Annotated in this window: 8 protein-coding genes and 1 pseudogene; 5 read left to right on the forward strand and 4 right to left on the reverse strand. The window is 60.4% G+C overall.

Annotated features, from left to right (window positions below; all coding sequences use genetic code 11):
* Positions 1–132: 132 nt before the first annotated feature.
* Entirely contained in the window at positions 133–3801 is a 3669-nt protein-coding gene (locus tag ACJ7C5_RS11805; protein WP_412703993.1) for a YobI family P-loop NTPase, read from the reverse strand.
* Between the two features lie 536 nt (positions 3802–4337).
* On the opposite strand from ACJ7C5_RS11805, the pseudogene ACJ7C5_RS11810 reads away from it, so the two are divergent.
* The 4 genes and pseudogenes from ACJ7C5_RS11810 to ACJ7C5_RS11825 all read left to right on the forward strand — a co-directional run.
* Positions 4338–5183: pseudogene (locus tag ACJ7C5_RS11810) on the forward strand (PA0069 family radical SAM protein); the annotation flags it as partial.
* A gap of 192 nt (positions 5184–5375) precedes the next feature.
* Positions 5376–8597, forward strand: coding sequence for a DUF6531 domain-containing protein (locus tag ACJ7C5_RS11815; protein WP_412703994.1), 3222 nt, complete (start codon positions 5376–5378; stop codon positions 8595–8597).
* Between the two features lie 15 nt (positions 8598–8612).
* Entirely contained in the window at positions 8613–10763 is a 2151-nt protein-coding gene (locus ACJ7C5_RS11820; protein WP_412703995.1) for an RHS repeat-associated core domain-containing protein, read from the forward strand.
* Positions 10760–11353, forward strand: a complete 594-nt coding sequence (locus ACJ7C5_RS11825; protein WP_412703996.1) for a hypothetical protein — start codon at positions 10760–10762, stop codon at positions 11351–11353. The genes ACJ7C5_RS11820 and ACJ7C5_RS11825 overlap by 4 nt, the downstream gene beginning before the upstream one ends.
* 357 nt (positions 11354–11710) lie before the next feature.
* Here ACJ7C5_RS11825 and ACJ7C5_RS11830 read toward each other — a convergent pair whose 3' ends face one another.
* The 3 genes from ACJ7C5_RS11830 to ACJ7C5_RS11840 all read right to left on the reverse strand — a co-directional run bounded on the left by ACJ7C5_RS11830 (position 11711) and on the right by ACJ7C5_RS11840 (position 15086).
* Positions 11711–12418, reverse strand: a complete 708-nt coding sequence (locus ACJ7C5_RS11830; RefSeq protein WP_019337497.1) for a 2OG-Fe(II) oxygenase — start codon at positions 12416–12418, stop codon at positions 11711–11713.
* Positions 12419–12526: 108 nt separating this feature from the next.
* A complete protein-coding gene (locus ACJ7C5_RS11835) occupies positions 12527–13543 on the reverse strand; it encodes a class 1 fructose-bisphosphatase (RefSeq protein ID WP_014035428.1) in 1017 nt (338 codons plus the stop codon).
* A gap of 340 nt (positions 13544–13883) precedes the next feature.
* Positions 13884–15086, reverse strand: a complete 1203-nt coding sequence (locus ACJ7C5_RS11840; protein ID WP_412703997.1) for an amino acid aminotransferase — start codon at positions 15084–15086, stop codon at positions 13884–13886.
* A gap of 171 nt (positions 15087–15257) precedes the next feature.
* Here ACJ7C5_RS11840 and ACJ7C5_RS11845 point away from each other — a divergent pair, with 171 nt between their 5' ends.
* On the forward strand, positions 15258–17348 hold the full coding sequence (locus ACJ7C5_RS11845) for a TonB-dependent receptor family protein (RefSeq protein ID WP_412703998.1): 2091 nt from the start codon (positions 15258–15260) through the stop codon (positions 17346–17348).
* Positions 17349–17424: the final 76 nt, after the last annotated feature.

The following is a 17424-nucleotide window of genomic DNA, read 5'->3' on the forward strand; positions in this document are numbered from 1 at the left end:
CCGCCAGGTTGGTCAAGAGCGGCTCGGCAGCGCAACCTGACGTCCGCTTCTGGCCGTAAGCGGACACAAATACTGATGTCAATGAACTGCCGACGGCCCTTCCTCAAAAAAGGCATGGCGGTCGGCGCAACTTCATTTGTGTCTTTTGTTCACCCTTAAGTATTCCTTCTCTTCGGTGACGGTGTTGACCGCACCATGAGCAGTCAGGAAATCAAGCAATGCGACCGCGGCTGGGGTGTTTGGTAACTTGGGACGGTCCTTTCCGACCTCAGTGAGGGCTGCGTAATCACCGCCAAGCGTCCTGAGAATGGATGAGACCTGTGGCTCGTTGAGGTCGCTCAGGATCAGTTCCAGCAACGCCAGCGTGGCGCTTGCGTCCAAGCCCTCCTTCGCGAGACGATCAACTAGCTCATACTCAAGACTTACACCTCGCTCTGCAGCATACATGCCAAGTTGCTTCAGACCTGCAGTGTCGCTAGCTTCTGCATAGGCCAATGCGTTCTCTAGAACTACATCTTTGACAGTGCTCGGCACAGATTGGCTAGTCAGCAGAGCTTGTAGGTCAGAACCCAAGGCAACGGGGGTGACGAACTCAGCAAAATTCCTGGAAGAAGTGATGAGGCTCTCCTTAGTATTCCAGCTCATTTCGCTCAGACGCAGATACGAAGGAAGCGCGTCCTGAATGACATTTCGCCGTACCAACTCTGCGAAGAGGCTACCCTCCTCAGGCTCAATTGATAGAGGATCCAGGTAGTACTTCAAGTGCAAAGTGGAACAAAGTTTCGCGCGCGCCGCTGCGGATAGCATGGCTCCGGCCTGCAACACGGCACGCGCCACCTTCTTCTTATCTTCCTCTGCATCTCCGCGCTTGCCGACATCGGTGATGACGCCGCTCTTCTTTAATACCTCTGCAAGGTTAGCGTCCACCGCTCCGTACTCTTGCAAGTAGAGACTCACGTTGTGAAGGCTGGCTTCAAACCGGCACTCTTCCGCCAGCAGCGTCCACAAGCCGGATGGAACCAGAGATATGTCATGAAGGACACAGTCATCCGCCGCCTTGCTAATTAGCTGCTTCAGCAACGCACGATCGGCGGACGCGGAGCTTGAGAGTATCCGCGCAAAATTTTGGCCATCTTCTATTGAAGGGGATATTCCCTCCACGCTAGACAGGTAATCTGACAAGTGATTGATCGCGTGTGAGTAGACGCTCTTGTCGATCTTCTCGATGAGGTCAAGAGCCAAGGCGGTTTGATCGCCAACTGCGATTTGGAGGTTCTCTGTGGTGACTTGGTACAGCCTCCTGCCGGTAAACATCCTCCGTGCTTTATCCCCGAGCGGCTGAAGCGACCTCAGTTCAATACCAAGCTGCTCAAAAAGCGACGCGGCCAAATCCAGCTGCTCGTCACTGGATTCGTCAGATGAGAGAAGCTCCAGTTTCTCGTAATTGTGAGACAAAAGCGTCGTGATGTCTCCGCCAGTCATGTACTTCACGTCGAGGGAGAGCTTCGACAAGGCAGAGTTGAAGAACCTTACGCGGTCCGATAACTCAAGCGCCGCCTCGGACGCCAGGTAAACAAGTATTCTTGTCGTGATAGGGGTCATGCGCTCAACCAAAGCATCTGGCTCCGCTCCCCGTCTCAGATAGCTGTTTACGAAAGATTGTTGCTCCTTTCCTAGTTTGGCAAGAGAGTTAATAATCTTTGTCGTTACTTTGCCATGCGCTGTTGATGACAAGAGAAAATCAAGAATATCAATGTTGTATACAGCAGGGTCGCCAAAAGAGGAGCCGCGCTCGCGAATAATCGCTTCAACGTCTGCAGTGGCCAGTGCGAAATCTTCGTCTCTCTCATCTCTGTCGATGTGATGAATTATGAAGTTTGTTGCTGCTGAGCTTACTCGGTCTCCGTGAAAGGTTGCCGTATACAGAGTGAAATTTCGATTGATGTAACCGGATTTGAGCAGCTGATAGGCTAGGCCCTCCCGAAAGATCCCTTTGGCGGCTTGATCAAGTCCGCCGCTGCCAGAATTTCCGTCAACTGGAATGTCATCACGTGCCATAAAATTATGAATGTCTGCGCTCCTGATAAATCGCATCAGTTCCCGTAGTCCCTCCTGAGATTCGAGATTCTTGTTGCGATCCACAGTTTTCCAGGCCGCTGCATCTAGTTTTCCTAGAACACCTTCAAGATCCGATCTTGAGAAGCTCAGCCTGGTGAGCGGATCTTGGTAGTGCCGTTGAGGAAGCTCCACGATAAGCGCGGGATCTCCATCAGCATCGATGAATGCCTTCCAGAACTTCTTTCGCTGAAGATCGTCGTCAGTAAAATTCTCGGCATTCAGGACGAACCGAGCGCGATCGTAGTCCTTGCCGCAAGCCTTGATTGCGACCTTCAAGTGAGCGCGGAGTCGCTTGCCCAGGTCAGCGCTGCGACTGTTTATGGTCAAGTCAAGGGTATCGAGACGACGCAGCTCAAGCACCTCATTTTCGAGCCGCAGCATGTTCGTAGCAACCGCCCGACGGCTCATAAGGTAGAGGTCGTCCAGCTTACTTTTCCCAACGCGAATCGCCTCGAAGTCCGAGAGGTGAGTACTCTTATAGAGCATCATGGCAAACAATTCAGTTTCATGAAGCTTAAGGCCTCCGACGCCAGGTGTCAGAACCTTCTCTCTAAAGACCAGAAACTCGTTTCGGACGTTCTTGAGCAGCCTCATGTCAGGCACAAATCGGCTAGCAAGATCGATTAGATCCAGATCTACGCTGTGGTTCAGGCCTCGAAGGAGCTGCGCTGCTAGGTTTCTTGCGCTCTGATGAGTGATGAATGGAACGACAGGAATGACGAGGTCGAAGAACTTTGTCCTGTTCGCTCGTATGATCTCGGCCTGGGCCGGGTCATCACCACTCGGTAGGTCATGGTCGAATCGCCGCTTGTCCTGTGCAATTGAAAGGCGATCAAAGATGCTGTCCTTAATTGCATAGATGAAGCATATTCTGCCCTTGATCTGCGGCGACCCGTTAAGGAGTGCGTTGAGTGACCTAAGCGTCTCGAAGATATGGGAATCGTTGAACCGGTCGATATCTTCGAAAACTACTATCTTCTTCTTAGAGATCTCGAAGAAGTAGACGATCTCGTCTAAATATTGGTCGAAATAAGAAACAGATTTCGCATCAAGTGTTACCGTTGCAGCGCCCGCTTTCAGCTCCTTGATGTTTAGCCTTCCATAGAAGGCGTGCCTTAATAGAAAAGATACGAGGGCCCCTACGCACAGCACGGCTGCATGAGTCCAAGGTGTTGCTAGCTGAATGGAAGGTAGCGCAGTAACAATCTTGCCGGTCCATCCGGTCAGGATGAACACAGTAGCGAGTACCACCCCCACCAATAGCGCAAGAAGGCACTCCCTCAACCAGTGGAATCTCTCGATTCGCCTAAATCGGGAGCCAGGCGTCCTGCCGGGCTTTTCTCTGTAGAGTAGTTGTTTTACGATCTCCTGCTGAATGGTGTTCGTCGGAGTGGTTGCCTGTCTCGGAGGTCCTTCCTCCCCCTCAGGCTGCTCAATCGGTGCCAAGGTGGAAAGTGATAGCTCCAGAACAGCTTTCTTGTGGATCTCTGCTACACGCTTCAGAATGCTGCTCTTTCCGACGCCATAGCTCCCTGAAAGGGCTATGTTCTGAACTCTGGGATTGGCCAAGGCTTCATTGAGCTTATCGACATACAGTCCATGCTCTTCCTCAATGAAGTGGGGCGTAAGCGGATTTAAAACTGGCTCTTTTTCCGGCTTCATCTTCCGCGAGAAGCTAAACATTCCCTTTTTCTCCCCTGCTCCAGCAAGTCCACTAAAATTACCTCGTTGCGAAATGTGAAGTTTCCGGGCTGATTTGGCAAGTGGCCTTTGGATGACCCAGCGGCCGTACGGTCAGTCCGAATGGCGCGATACCGCGGGTTCCTTCGCGGGCCTTTCCCCAGTGTCCGTGAGCCGCCTCTTAGTAGCGGTGATCATCAGGCCCTAACCCGGATCGAGACTGGCGGAGCGATCGAGTAGCTGACAAGACAGAGTTCAAGACAGGCATCCGGTCCGCCGCGCTGCGATCAGCCGCGGAAGACCGGGAATTATCGGAACGGCGTCGCCACATTGTGCATGCTTCGGCACTTTCACAACGCTCAGGCATTTGGCGCAGGCGACGGTGAGACACAACGCTCGTGGCCAACTAACCACTCGACAAAGCCAGTTGGCCTACACGGTGATGGGTTAGACGCAGGTACTCTTCACGCAATGAAGTGCAGGCCGCCACTACCGGATGAACAGTTTTTTCCAAACACATATAGTGCTGCTGCTCCTACTGCTTCGCGCGCCCCTCGCATGCCTATCTGAACCTGTCGCCAGGCTTGGACTTCGAAACCAAGCTGTTCGCCAAGACCAATGCACCCCAGCTGCTGCGCAAGGAGCTGTCGAAGCCGGGCTACGTGCCGCAACCGATCGCACTGGGCATCAACACCGACGCGTACCAGCCGATCGAGCGCAAGTTCAAGCTGACCCGCCAGTTGATCGAAGTGATGCTGGAAACCAAGCATCCGTTTTCGTTGATCACCAAGAACGCGCTGGTCGAGCGCGATATCGATCTGCTTGCACCGCTGGCCGCGGAGAACCTGGTCAGCGTGCATTTCTCGGTGACCTCGCTGGACCCGCACCTCTCCGCGAAGCTGGAGCCGCGCGCGTCAGCGCCGCATGCACGGCTGCGCGCGATGAAGCGCCTGCACGAAGCAGGCATTCCGGTGGGCGTGATGGTGGCGCCGGTGATTCCGTGGATCAATGACAGCGAACTGGAAGCCGTGCTGGAGGCCGCACACGATGCCGGTGCCAGCACCGCAGGCTACGTGCTGCTGCGCCTGCCGCTGGAAGTGGCGCCGCTGTTCCGCGACTGGCTGGATACGCACCATCCCGATCGCGCCGCGCATGTGATGAGCACGATCCAGCAGCTGCGCGGCGGCAAGGACTACGACAGCCAGTTCGGCACGCGCATGCGTGGCCAGGGCGTGTATGCGGAGCTGTTGAACAACCGCTTCAAGCTGGCACGCAAGCGGTTGGGCTTCAATGCGCAGAACAGCCATTGGCCGAAGCTGGATTGCAGCCGGTTCCAGAAGCCGCTGCCGCCGAAGAGGGATTCGCCACAGGGTTCGCTCTTCTGAGGTGTGTACATCTGCTGGCGTATGCACCAGCGATTCGTCGCGCTGTGCTGTGCCCAGCTCATTGATGGGCAATGCACGAGAAACATTACGTGCCTCCATTGCACCGTTGCAGCGTGCCGTCATACACTCGTTACAAACATGAATTCCCGATGACTGAATGAGTCGGTCTCGGATGAGGAGCTAGGCAAGCGCATGACGCACGTTGCAACACGGAACACCTTGCAGTCCCGACTTCTTCTTCTGCCGCTGCTTTCCCTGCCGATGACATTGGCAACTGCGGCAAACACCCTCGAAACCGTTCAAGTCACCGCCACGCGCCCTGCTGGAGGTGGCGGCGTAGGCGGTTTTGGATTTGGTGGCGGCAGTGGTGTCCACCTGTCCGAGTCACAGATGGACAATGGCGGTGGCGGCGGTGCAATTCCGACCGAAACGGCGAAGGAACAGCCGACCGATGACAAGGAGAAGGACTGTAATGGCCGCAAGGGCAATCCTGTCGTGCTCTACAGCGGCAACAAGGTCGAGCCGGAACTCGATTTCGCCAGCCAGGGCGAAATGGGCCTGTTCCTGCAGCGCAACTACAATCATTACTGGAGCGCGACCGGTCTGTTCGGCAATCACTGGCTGAGCAACTTCGACTATTCGCTCGCGTTCACCGATGCAAACCAGCTGGCGTGGGTACAACGGCCCGACGGTCGCCGCATCAAGTATCTCAAGGATCCAGCCAGCGGCCGCTGGTACGAGGACAAGGCCCAGCCCATCGCGTATCTCGCCGCGAACGGAGACGGCACGTTCACGCTTCGAAACGAAAACAACGGGACGGAAATCTACAACGCCGAGGGCTACATCACCCGGCTCAGCAATGAGCAAGGTGTGAGCTGGACGTTCTCCTATACCGATCGCTACCTGCAGAAGGTCACCCACTCCTCGGGACGCAGTATCAGCTTTGGCTGGACCAATGGACAGGTCTCCCAGGTGACCGACCCGGCCGGCAACATCTACCGCTACACCTATACCCCCAACGTGTTCGGGAATGGGCGTGGGCGGCTCGCCAGCACGACATTGCCAGGCGCTCCTGCAACGACGATCAGCTACCACTACGAAGACGGCCGCTTCCCGGGTGCCCTGACCGGCAAGTCCTTTGACGGCGTGCGCTATTCCACGTTTGCCTACGACGCGGAGCGGCGCGCCATCAGCACCGAGCACAATGGCGGCATCGAACGATTCCGCTTCAGCTACGCCGTGCGCAGCACCGAACCGGTGCTTCCGCCCCCGGCCCCGGCTCGACCGGGCGGTGTCCGCGCCGACGAAGAGCGTGGATGGTGCGAGCAGCGCCCCGGAGGCTCACGCATCTGCTACCAGCCGCGCTCGCTGCCTGTCGATTCGCTGCCGATGGAGAGCGCTCTCGGCATGACTGCCGCCGCTGCGCCGAGCCTTACGCGGCCCGTCGATATCGATGTCACTGTGATCAACCCTCTTGGCCGCAGCACCACCTACACGTTCAAGGACGGAAAGATGGTGTCGACCAAGGGTGATCCGTCGCCGAACTGCCCTGCCAGCTACAAGGAGCAGAGCTACGACGCCAATGGGTACCCTGATCTGGTCCATGATTTCCAGGACAATCTGACCAACTTCGACTACAGCGCACAGGGCTACCTGCTGAAGCGGGTGGAAGCGGTCGGCAGCACGGCCGAACGTACGACGTTGCAGGAGTGGGATACCGCGCGTAACCGGCTGCTCAAGACAACGGTGGTGGGTGATCTTGAAGTCGCCTACACCTATGACGATCGCGGAAACGTGGCCAGCGTGACTGAGCGCAATCTGACGGCACGTGGGGTGCCCAGCCAGACGCGGGTAACCCGCACCACCTATAGCTATCACGCCAATGGATTGAAGGCCTCGATCAAGATCGATGGCCCGCTTCCGCAGGATGACGTCACCTCGACCTTCAACAACCAGGGCGATCTGACCAGCACCACCAACGCTCTCGGTCATACGATCAGCTATTCCAACTTCAACGGCTTGGGATTGCCGGGACGTATCGTCAATGCGAACGGTGGTGTGCGGGAGCTGACGTATGACGGTCGTGGCCGCGTTGTGTCCGACAGAACCAACTCGGGAACCGGCTGGGCGACCACAGCCATTGGCTACACCTCCGCAGGCGACATCGCCTCGCTCACCCAGCCCGATGGCGTGACGGTACGCTACGGCTACGATGCAGGACGCCGCCTGACGCATGAAGTCCGTTCGATGGGGGACGGCAAATGGGCGTGGACCCGTCATAGCTACAACAACGCGTCCAATCGCACGCGCACCGAGGTTTCCCAAACCGACTATCCGATCGATACGGCGGTCAAGGGAATGATTGACGAAATCACCCATGACGGGCAGTGGAACTGGTTCATTCGTGGCTGGGCCTGCTCTACCGGATCGGCCGGATCCATCCAGGTGGACGGCTACGCCGAAGGAAACGTTTACCTGGGAAGCACTCAAGCAAGCCTCGCCAGCGAGCCAGGAGTTGCTGCGGCCTGCCAAGCCTCAGGGAGCGCCTACAGGTATCAGTTGCCGATATCGCTGGGCCAGCGGCAGCAGCTGGGCGGCCGCAAGGTCTCCGTCTACGGTGCATCTCCGAAAGGAGCACAGCACAACCAAGCGCTGGGTAACTCCAACAACTTCGCCATTCCCACGGCAAACATCGTTGGTGACATCAGTAGCGTGACCCAGGACGCAAACTGGAACTTCTTCCTCGAAGGCTGGGCGTGCTCGATCGGCGTTGACGCTTCGATTGACGTGCACGTGTATGCCGGCAACACCGCATGGACGGGAGGCACGTTCGTTGCCGGTGGCCGTGCAAATCTGGCAACGGATGGCAATGTGGCGAACGCGTGCCAGGCAGGAGGCAATGCGTACTGGTTCAAGATTCCGCTGGATGCCAACGCGCGATCAGCGCATGGTGGCAAGGCGCTCTTTGTTCATGGCATCTCGCCATGGGGAGGCGATCATCTGACGATCAATCGATCAGGTGCCTTCACCATACCTGCCATCGTCCGCAATGCGGAATTGGTCAGCGCTTCGGCATCACCCCGCCAGATATTCAATGGTGGCTCGTCGGATCTGACGTTCCAGTTCCGTAACACCGGCAACGTGGTGTGGAACCCTGGTGACACCTATCTGGCATTCGGAATCCTTCAGCTCAATGAAAGCATGGGCCTGGCCGGACCGGTGCCTCCTGGGGCAGTTGCAACCTTCACCAGAAGCGTTGGTCCCAAGAACACCGGGAATGGCAACGTCAGCTTCATCTACAAGGCGCAGATGGCCTCTGGTGGTGCTGCCTGGGGCATGGAGGGGAGGACGACATTGTCTGTTGAGAACAACAAGGGAAGCTGTGGTCGCATTACCTGCGAACGGCCTCGGTAACAAAGGACTGTCCAAATGTCTGCACTGACGCTTGCCCTGATGGGGCTGAACGCTGTTGTCTCCGTCAACACATACGAGTACGACGAACTGGGCCGCGTGATCGTCGAGCGCGGTAATGGGGTACAGAACGTACGCTATGTCTATGACGCGGAGGGACGCGTCACGCAAGTGACCGATTCGCAGAATCGCGTCACCCGTATGAGCTACGATCCGCGTGGACGCCTGATCAAATCAATCGACGCCGCCGGGGGCACGACCCAGATTGCCTACGATCTGGCAGATCGCCCGATCCGTGTGAGCGATCCCCGCAATCTCGTTACCACCTACGAATTCGATGGTTTCGGCCAGCTTTGGAAACAGGTGAGTCCGGACACGGGAACGACACAGCACCAGTACGATGCTGCAGGTCTGCGGACATCGACGGCGCGGGCCGATGGCAGCGTCGTCTCCTTCGGCTACGACGGTCTGGGACGAATGACTTCTGCGAGCGCAGAAGGCCGAACAATGGGTTACAGCTACGATTGGTGCGGCAATGGTAAAGGCCAACTGTGCGGCACTTCAGGGCCCGGAACCGCCACCCATTTTGCCTATACACCGAACGGTCAGCTGCAGATACGCCGCGACTTCACCGATCTGTCTGGTCAGAAGACGGACTACAGCACCACCTATGGATACGACGGCATCAATCGCCTGAGCCAGATCACCTATCCCAACGGTGACAAGGCGACCTACACATATGGCTCCCAAGGAAAACCAAGTGCGTTGATGGCGACGGTCGACGGGACTCAGCGCTCAATCATTTCCCAGGCCAACTGGAAGGTCACGGGAGCGCATGAGTGGCTGGCCTACGGCAACGGGCTTGCCCGGGGCTACAACCACGATCAGGAGGGGCGGCTGACCGCAATGTCGGTCTGGGGACCCAATGGCAGCAAGGTCAGCTATTGGGACTATCAGTACAGCGGCGATGGCGAAATCACCGCCATTGTTGACGTAGTCGACCCGAACATGACGCAGTTGATCGGCTACGACGCGTTGAGTCGTATGACCAAGCTGACCCGCTTCGGTGTCATCAACAATCTTTCCTACGACGCCGGCGGCAATCACGACCGCTATCAGGCAGGAAATCAGCTGACCCAATACAGCATCGACCCGGGGAGCAACCGGGTGCTGAACTACACCAACCAGGACGGCAGCCGTCAGTACCAGTACGATGCATTGGGAAACCGCATCAGCGAGACCGCAGGCAGCCGGATCAGCACTTACGAGTATGACGCCTTCAATCGCATGAGCCGCAGCAACATAGGTGGTACTGCGACTGACTACGTGCTCAATGCGCAGGGGCAGCGCGTTGCAAAGATCAACCAGAACACCAACAGCCGCTACTTCTACGCCGGCCAGAACCAGCTCATGACTGAGCTGAACAACGGGGTGTGGACCAATTACTTCTGGTTTGAAGGTGAACTGGTTGGGCTTGCTCGCAGCGGGCAGCACAATTACGTGCATACCGATCATTTGGGACGCCCGGAGTTCGTCACCAGCCCAAGCCAGCAGACCGTCTGGAAGGCGTACAACTACGCCTATGGACGCAGCGTCCAGAAGGATGAGATTGGCGGGCTGAACATTGGCTTCCCCGGCCAGTACTACGACGCGGAAAGCGGCCTCTGGTACAACGGTTTCCGCGACTATGACGCAAGCATTGGTCGGTATGTGCAGAGTGATCCAATTGGACTGGCGGGGGGCATGAACACTTACGCGTATGTGTCAGGAAATCCGGTATCAAGAACCGATCCTTGGGGCCTTACTCAGTGCGACATTGATGTGGCGTTCTCGTTTGCAAAGCAGAACAACCCAGACATCAAGTTCGGTAGCGGTGCTCCTAAGGTGGATATTCCACGCTCAGGAGTTGAGGGACGTTCAGACCTATACGGCGATGGTCGCATTCATCTGAATAAGAGGTACTTGGATGTGCTTGACTGGGCGGGCATCTACAACGTCCTGGACACCATTATTCACGAAGGCCTCCACTTTACGCGCCCTAGAAATTTGCAAACTGAAGAAAATGACTGGGATCACGGCTACGTTTCGTCGGAGGCAACCAAGCGAGCGCGAGAGCAGATCAACAACTATGACAAGGCCCGTAAGGCCGCTTGTGAGTGTGCACAATGAAGAAATCTATCCATGTGGCCTGTTCCTGTTTCCTTCTCGCGCTCGGAGCGCAGCAGGTCCACGCACGTCAATTGCACGAATGCATCGTCGTTCCGCAGGCCACGGTCGTCACTGACATGCCGGCCGGCCTGGACGAGTTCGAACAGCGTCTGTGGGTGGCAAATACAGGTCAGAGGGTGCGCAAGGGCACGGACACCCTCCTTCTACTGCGCCTGTTCTCGGAGTCTCCGGGCGTGATCGATTCCCAGCAATACACCAAGATCACCGGCAGCCTGAAGGGGTACACGCCTTCGCCGGAAGGGACGCCAGAGGTAGTGGATGCACGTCTCACAAGTGGCGGCGCGGGCTTCGCGCATAAGGGCGACTACTGGCTGTCCGATTCAGCGGAAGTCGAACTACATCAGCCGCACAAGGGCGATAGTCGGATTGAAGTCAAAGTGACGGCTGTTGGGTGGAACAGCTATCGAAAAGAAGACCGTTCCTTCTATCTCCAGTTCAGCTGTCAACTCAAGGAAATCCCTGTCGAGAAGCTCAATGCCTGGCAAGGAGGCAACGACAATCTCTGGGGATCCTTTGGACCCGCCAGATAGTTGAGTGGCATCAATCTGTACCTGGCAACCACTGCACGCTACGGAGTAGACAAACGCCAGCGGCGGGAACTGGAGAGAGGTGAGTTCAGTTCATGGATGCGGAACAGATACGCCTAGTGATTCAAGTCGATGTATCCGAACCCACGCGCACATGACATGAAGAACATCTACTAGCTTGGCATCGTGTTCCTATGGATGCTCCCCTTGAACGTCCTGTTGCTGACGGCCGGCAAGCTGATGTCGGGGGACGCGCTTAGAGAAGAGTAGCTCGCTGGCTTCGGTGTGGCGGTGTTCGGTGCAGTGGCGGGCATGATTCTCTATCGCCGCCGCCCACGGTAGCGTCGAGCAGGCCCGGCCTCACCCCCCAAACAACTTCTGCGCACTCTGGAACAGGATCCAGCTGGTCGCGATGAACTTGTCGCCACCCTGTGGCCGGTTGCCACGATGGGTGTGGGTGAATGCCGTCGGGGCGATCAGCAGGCTGCCGGTGCGCGGCGCGATCTTCCGCCCCTGGAACAGGAATTCGGTCTCGCCTTCGTCGAAGTCGTCGTTGAGGTACAGCGTCCACAGCACATGCCGGTGCAGGGTCTCGGCCTGGGCATCCTTCGGGTACAGCTCGCAGTGCCAGTACGGGTAGCCGCCCTCGCCTGCCGCATACCATTGCAGGTTGATTGCACCCGGACGCAGGCAGGTGCGGGCCAGGTCGGCCAGCTGCTGCGGCGGCATGTCGGGAAAGTCCTCGGCAGACAGGCGTCGCGGTTGGCCGTTGCTGTCCTGGATCTGCAACATCAGCGGCGCGATCAACGCCTGTGGATAACGGCGTAGATAAGTCAGCAGGCCATTGAACACCGCGATCTGCAGCTGCTGATCGACATCCTGCCAACCATCCAGCCCACTGATGCGCAGATCCTTGCTGTGCTTGAGTTCCGGGAACACGCCACTGCCCACCGCACCGGGCTGCAGGCCACGCGTGGCGCGCAGGCGTTCAACGATGGCCGCGCAGACCTCGCTGGGGACGGCGTTGTGGATGACTTCGATGAAATCGACCGGGCCCTGCTCGTGCATGCGTGCATTCCTTAGGCGGCAACGGCTTGATGGTGCCGTTTGCCGCCCTCGGTGTCACCCCACGGTCATGTCATCGAACTGCCATGACCGCTGTCAGGCGATCGGCCGTCAGCCCTGCGCGTCGTCGTGTGCGTGGTGGTAGCGCACGGCTTCAGCCACTTCCTCGCGCGAACCCAGGAACACCGGCACGCGCTGGTGCAGCTGGTCGGGCTGGATGTCGAGGATGCGCTCGCGGCCGGTCCAGGCGGCGCCGCCGGCCTGTTCCACCAGCAGGCCCATCGGGTTGGCTTCGTACATCAGGCGCAGCTTGCCGGCCTTGGACGGGTCCTTCTTGTCCCACGGGTAGATGAAGATGCCGCCGCGGGTCAGGATGCGATGCACGTCGGCCACCATGCTGGCGATCCAGCGCATGTTGAAGTTCTTGCCGCGCGCGCCTTCCTTGCCCGCCAGCAGATCACCGACATAGGCCTGCATCGGCGCTTCCCAGTGGCGCTGGTTGGACATGTTGATGGCGAATTCCTGGGTGGCCGCCGGAATCTGCATGTTCTCGGTGGTCAGCACGAACTCGCCCTTCTCGCGGTCGAGGGTGAAGGCGTGGGTACCGTGGCCGACGGTCAGCACCAGCTGGGTGCTGGGCCCGTAGATGCAGTAGCCGGCGGCGATCTGCTTGCTGCCCGGCTGCAGGAACGCGTCATCGCCCGGCAGTTCGACGTTGGTCGGGCAGCGCAGCACGGAGAAGATGGTGCCGACGGAGACGTTGACGTCGATGTTGGAGCTGCCATCGAGGGGATCGAACAGCAGCAGGAAGTCGCCACGCGGATAGATGTCCGGCACCGGCTGGCTGTGGTCCATTTCTTCCGAAGCACAAGCGGCGAGATGACCGCCCCAGGCGTTGGCTTCGAGCAGGATCTCGTTGCTGATGACGTCCAGCTTCTTCTGCGCTTCGCCCTGCACGTTGCCGGTACCGGCGTCGCCGAGCACGCCACCGAGGGCGCCCTTGCTGACGGCGATGGAGATGCTGGTGCAGGCGCGGGCGACGACCGCGATCAGCTGGCGCAGGTCGGCATTGATGCGGCCGGCGTGCTGTTCCTGGATCAGGAAGCGGGTCAACGAAGTACGGGACATGGTCGGGCAAGTCTCGGCAGCGGGAAAACGCCTATTGTCGCCCGTATGGCTGGGCCGTGCGTGAGCGCGGGAAGGCGTAATCGTTTCCAGATGCGTTGCGCTCGTGGCGCCTTCCTTTTGTCGAGGCGCGTGGAAGGGGGAGGCGATGCAGGACACGCTGCAAGTACGTCCATGTAAGCTCGATGGCGCCATCCATGGCGCCAACGGTCCTGCATCACCTCCCCCTCCCACGCGCTTCAGGGTTCGCCGCGAGCGCGGTGGGGATGGCAAAGGCAAGAGCAAGAGCAAAAAACAAAGGCGCCTTTCGGCGCCTTTGTCTTCAAGCCACTTGAGCGTTGCTTCAGCCCTTGGCGACGGTGGCCACGGCCTTGGCGACGTACTCCAGGTTGTTCTGGTTCAGCGCGGCCACGCAGATGCGGCCGGTGCCGACGGCGTAGATGCCGAACTCGTCGCGCAGGCGTTCGACCTGCTCACGGCTCAGGCCGGAGTAGGAGAACATGCCGGCCTGCTCGTTGATGAAGCCGAACTGCGGGGCACCGGCAGCGGCCAGCTTCTCCACCAGGCCATGGCGCAGGGCGTGGATGCGCTCGCGCATCTCGGTCAGCTCCTGCTCCCACATCGCGCGCAGTTCCGGGTTGGTCAGCACGCCGGCCACCAGCGCAGCACCGTGGGTGGACGGGCTGGAGTAGATGGTGCGGATCACGCGCTTGACCTGCGACTGGACGGCCTTGGCGTCAGCGGCGGTCGGCGCCACCATCGACAGCGCACCCACGCGCTCGCCATACAGCGAGAACGACTTGGAGTACGAGTTGGCGACGATGAAGCTGTCGATGCCGGCTTCGGCGATGATGCGCACGGCGGCGCCATCCTGCTCGATGCCCTTGTCGAAGCCCTGGTAGGCCATGTCGATGAAGGGGAACAGCTGCTTGTCCTTCAGGACTTCGGCCACCTGCTTCCACTGGCTGACGGTGAGGTCGGCGCCGGTGGGGTTGTGGCAGCAGGCGTGCAGCAGCACCACGGTGCCGGCGTCCAGCTTGCCCAGGTCGGCCAGCAGGCCGTCGAAGTTGACGCCATGGGTGGTCGGGTCGAAATAGGTGTAGTCCACCACCTCGAAGCCGGCCGCGCTGAACACGGCGCGGTGGTTTTCCCAGCTGGGGTTGCTCAGCGCAACGGTGGCGTGCGGCAGCAGCTTCTTCAGCACGTCGGCGCCGACGCGCAGCGCACCGCTGCCACCGACGGTCTGTGCGGTGGTGACGCGGCCGGCGGCCAGCAGCGGCGAGTCCTTGCCGAACACCAGCTCGCGCGTGGCCTGCGTATACGCCGGCAGGCCATCGATCGGCAGGTAGCCGCGCGGTTTGGCTTCAGCGGCGAGCTGCTGCTCGATCTGCTTGACGGCGCGCAGCAGCGGAATGCGGCCGCTCTCGTCGTAGTAGATGCCCACACCCAGGTTGACCTTGGTCGGGCGGCTGTCGGCGTTGTACGCCTCGGTCAGGCCCAGGATCGGGTCGCCTGGGACCAGTTCCACGTTTGCAAAGAAGGACACGGCGGTACTCGTTCGGTAGACGGAAAGGGGGAGGAAGTGCGCTACGCGGCTTGCGGCTTTTCGGCCGGAAACAGCCCATCGTAACAAAGCCTGCCGGGGCTGGCCGCCACCATCGTCATCTGCCGCCCCGTACCATGGCGTGCGTTGCCGCCCGATCCATCAACCTGAATCATGAATCCTGCCGCACGCCGCCGTTGCCTGCCGTTGTCCGCCCTGCTGCTGTCGCCCTGGGCGGCGGTGGCCGAGCCTGCGCCCACCGCCCTGCCTGCGGTGCAGGTACAGGCCGCACGGGTGCCGGGCATCGACCCGTTCGCGCTGCCGGCCAGCCAGGACACGGTCTGGATCGACGCCGGCCGCGCGGGCACCGGCGCACAGCTGTCCGAGGCGTTGGCCGGGGTACCGGGGCTGCTGGCACGCGACCGGCAGAACTTTGCCCAGGACACCCAGCTGTCGATCCGTGGCTTCGGTGCGCGCTCGACCTTTGGCGTGCGCGGGGTGCGGGTGTTGATCGACGGCGTGCCGGCCACCATGCCTGACGGCCAGGGCCAGCTGTCGCACGCCAGCCTGCTCGGCGCCGAACGCATCGAGGCGCTGCGCGGGCCGTTCTCGGCGCTGTACGGCAATTCCTCTGGTGGCGTGCTGCAGGTCTGGAGCGCGCAGGGCCAGGCCGGGGACCCGTGGCGGTTGCGCGTGAACGCCGGCGCCGACAACACGCTCAGTGTCGGCGCGCAGCTGAAGGGTGCCGGCAACGGGCTGGACTACAACATCGCCGCCAACCACTTCCGCACCGATGGCTGGCGCGACCACAGCCGCGCGCGCCGCGAATCGCTCAATGCGCGCATCGGTGGTGATCTGGGCGGTGGGCGGCTGGAGCTGTTGCTCAATGCGCTGGACGCCCCCGATGCGCAGGATCCGCTGGGCCTGACTCGTGCCCAGGTGGCGGCTGATCCGCGCCAGGCCACGGCGGTGGCGCACCAGTACAACACCCGCAAATCGGTGCGCCAGCAGCAGGCCGGTCTGCGCTGGACCCGGGAAACCGGCGCGCAGCGCTGGCAGCTGATGGGCTATGCCGGCCAGCGCACGGTGACGCAATACCTGCCGATTCCGCCGACCGCCCAGGCGAACCCGCTGCACGCTGGCGGAGTGATCGATCTGGAGGGCGGCTATGGCGGCCTGGACGCGCGCTGGGGCTGGCACGGCGACCTCGCCGGCGGGCCGTTGGACCTGGTGGCCGGGCTCAGCGCAGACCGCCAGCGCCAGCACCGCACCGGCTACGAGAACTTCATCGGCAGCGCCCTCGGCGTGCGCGGGCGCCTGCGCCGCGACCAGATCGACACGGTGCAGAACGTGGACCAGTTCGCCCAGGCCTGGTGGCAGTGGAGCCCGCGCTGGTCGTTGCTGGCGGGCGTGCGCCACAGCGCGGTGCGCTTCGCGTCCGACGACCGCTACATCGTCGGTGCGAACCCCGACGACAGTGGCCGCCGCCGCTACCAGGCGACCACGCCGGTGGCAGGCGTCAGCTTCGAGGCCAACCCGCAGTGGCGGCTGCACGCCGCCGTGGGACGTGGTTTCGAGACCCCCACCTTCAACGAACTGGGCTATCGCGCCGACGGCCAGGCGGGATTGGCACTGGATCTGGCGGCGGCACGCAGCCGCAGCCTCGAGGTAGGCAGCAAATGGCACGCACAGGATGGAACCCAGCTTGATGTCAGCCTGTTCCGCGCAGATACCGACGATGAGTTGGCAGTTGCCAGCAATTCTGGTGGGCGCAGCACCTATCGCAATATCGGCCGCACCCGCCGCCAGGGTGTGGAACTGCAGTATCGCCAGCCGCTGGCCGAGCAGCTGGAGCTGCAGCTGGCGTGGACCTGGCTGCAGGCGCAGGTGCGCTCGCCGTACCTGACTTCGAATACCCTGGTTGCTGCCGGCAGCCGCCTTCCCGGGGTACCGCGCCAGCAGGCATTCGCCCGGCTGCAATGGTCACCGCGCGAGTGGCAGTGGGCGCTGGAGGCCTCCGCCAGCAGCGATACCGTGGTCAATGACGTGGCCACCGAGCGCGCGCCGGGCTACGCCCTGCTGCACTTGGAAGCCGGCCATCGATGGACGCTGCCGGGCGGCGAGCTGCGCGCCTTCGCCCGGCTGGAGAACGTGCTGGACCAGGCCTACATCGGCTCGGTGATCGTCAATGACGGCAATGGTCGCTTCTACGAGCCGGGACCGGGACGGCGAGCCAACGTCGGCGTGCAATGGTCGTGGCGTTGAGTTGGTAGTGCCGGGCGCGGGGCGGGCCGGCGGTGTGTTTGGGAGCCCCGACAGTTGCGGCCCCCGCCCCCCGCCA

The organism is Nocardiopsis yanglingensis, from assembly GCF_045809185.1.
Taxonomy (GTDB): domain Bacteria; phylum Pseudomonadota; class Gammaproteobacteria; order Xanthomonadales; family Xanthomonadaceae; genus Stenotrophomonas; species Stenotrophomonas yanglingensis.

Excerpts from the sequence above, each read along its gene's own strand:
- ACJ7C5_RS11805 (WP_412703993.1), bottom strand. The coding sequence starts at position 3,801 with ATGTTTAGCTTCTCGCGGAAGATGAAGCCGGAAAAAGAGCCAGTTTTA.
- ACJ7C5_RS11815 (WP_412703994.1), top strand. The coding sequence starts at position 5,376 with ATGACGCACGTTGCAACACGGAACACCTTGCAGTCCCGACTTCTTCTT.
- ACJ7C5_RS11820 (WP_412703995.1), top strand. The coding sequence starts at position 8,613 with ATGTCTGCACTGACGCTTGCCCTGATGGGGCTGAACGCTGTTGTCTCC.
- ACJ7C5_RS11825 (WP_412703996.1), top strand. The coding sequence starts at position 10,760 with ATGAAGAAATCTATCCATGTGGCCTGTTCCTGTTTCCTTCTCGCGCTC.
- ACJ7C5_RS11830 (WP_019337497.1), bottom strand. The coding sequence starts at position 12,418 with ATGCACGAGCAGGGCCCGGTCGATTTCATCGAAGTCATCCACAACGCC.
- ACJ7C5_RS11835 (WP_014035428.1), bottom strand. The coding sequence starts at position 13,543 with ATGTCCCGTACTTCGTTGACCCGCTTCCTGATCCAGGAACAGCACGCC.
- ACJ7C5_RS11845 (WP_412703998.1), top strand. The coding sequence starts at position 15,258 with ATGAATCCTGCCGCACGCCGCCGTTGCCTGCCGTTGTCCGCCCTGCTG.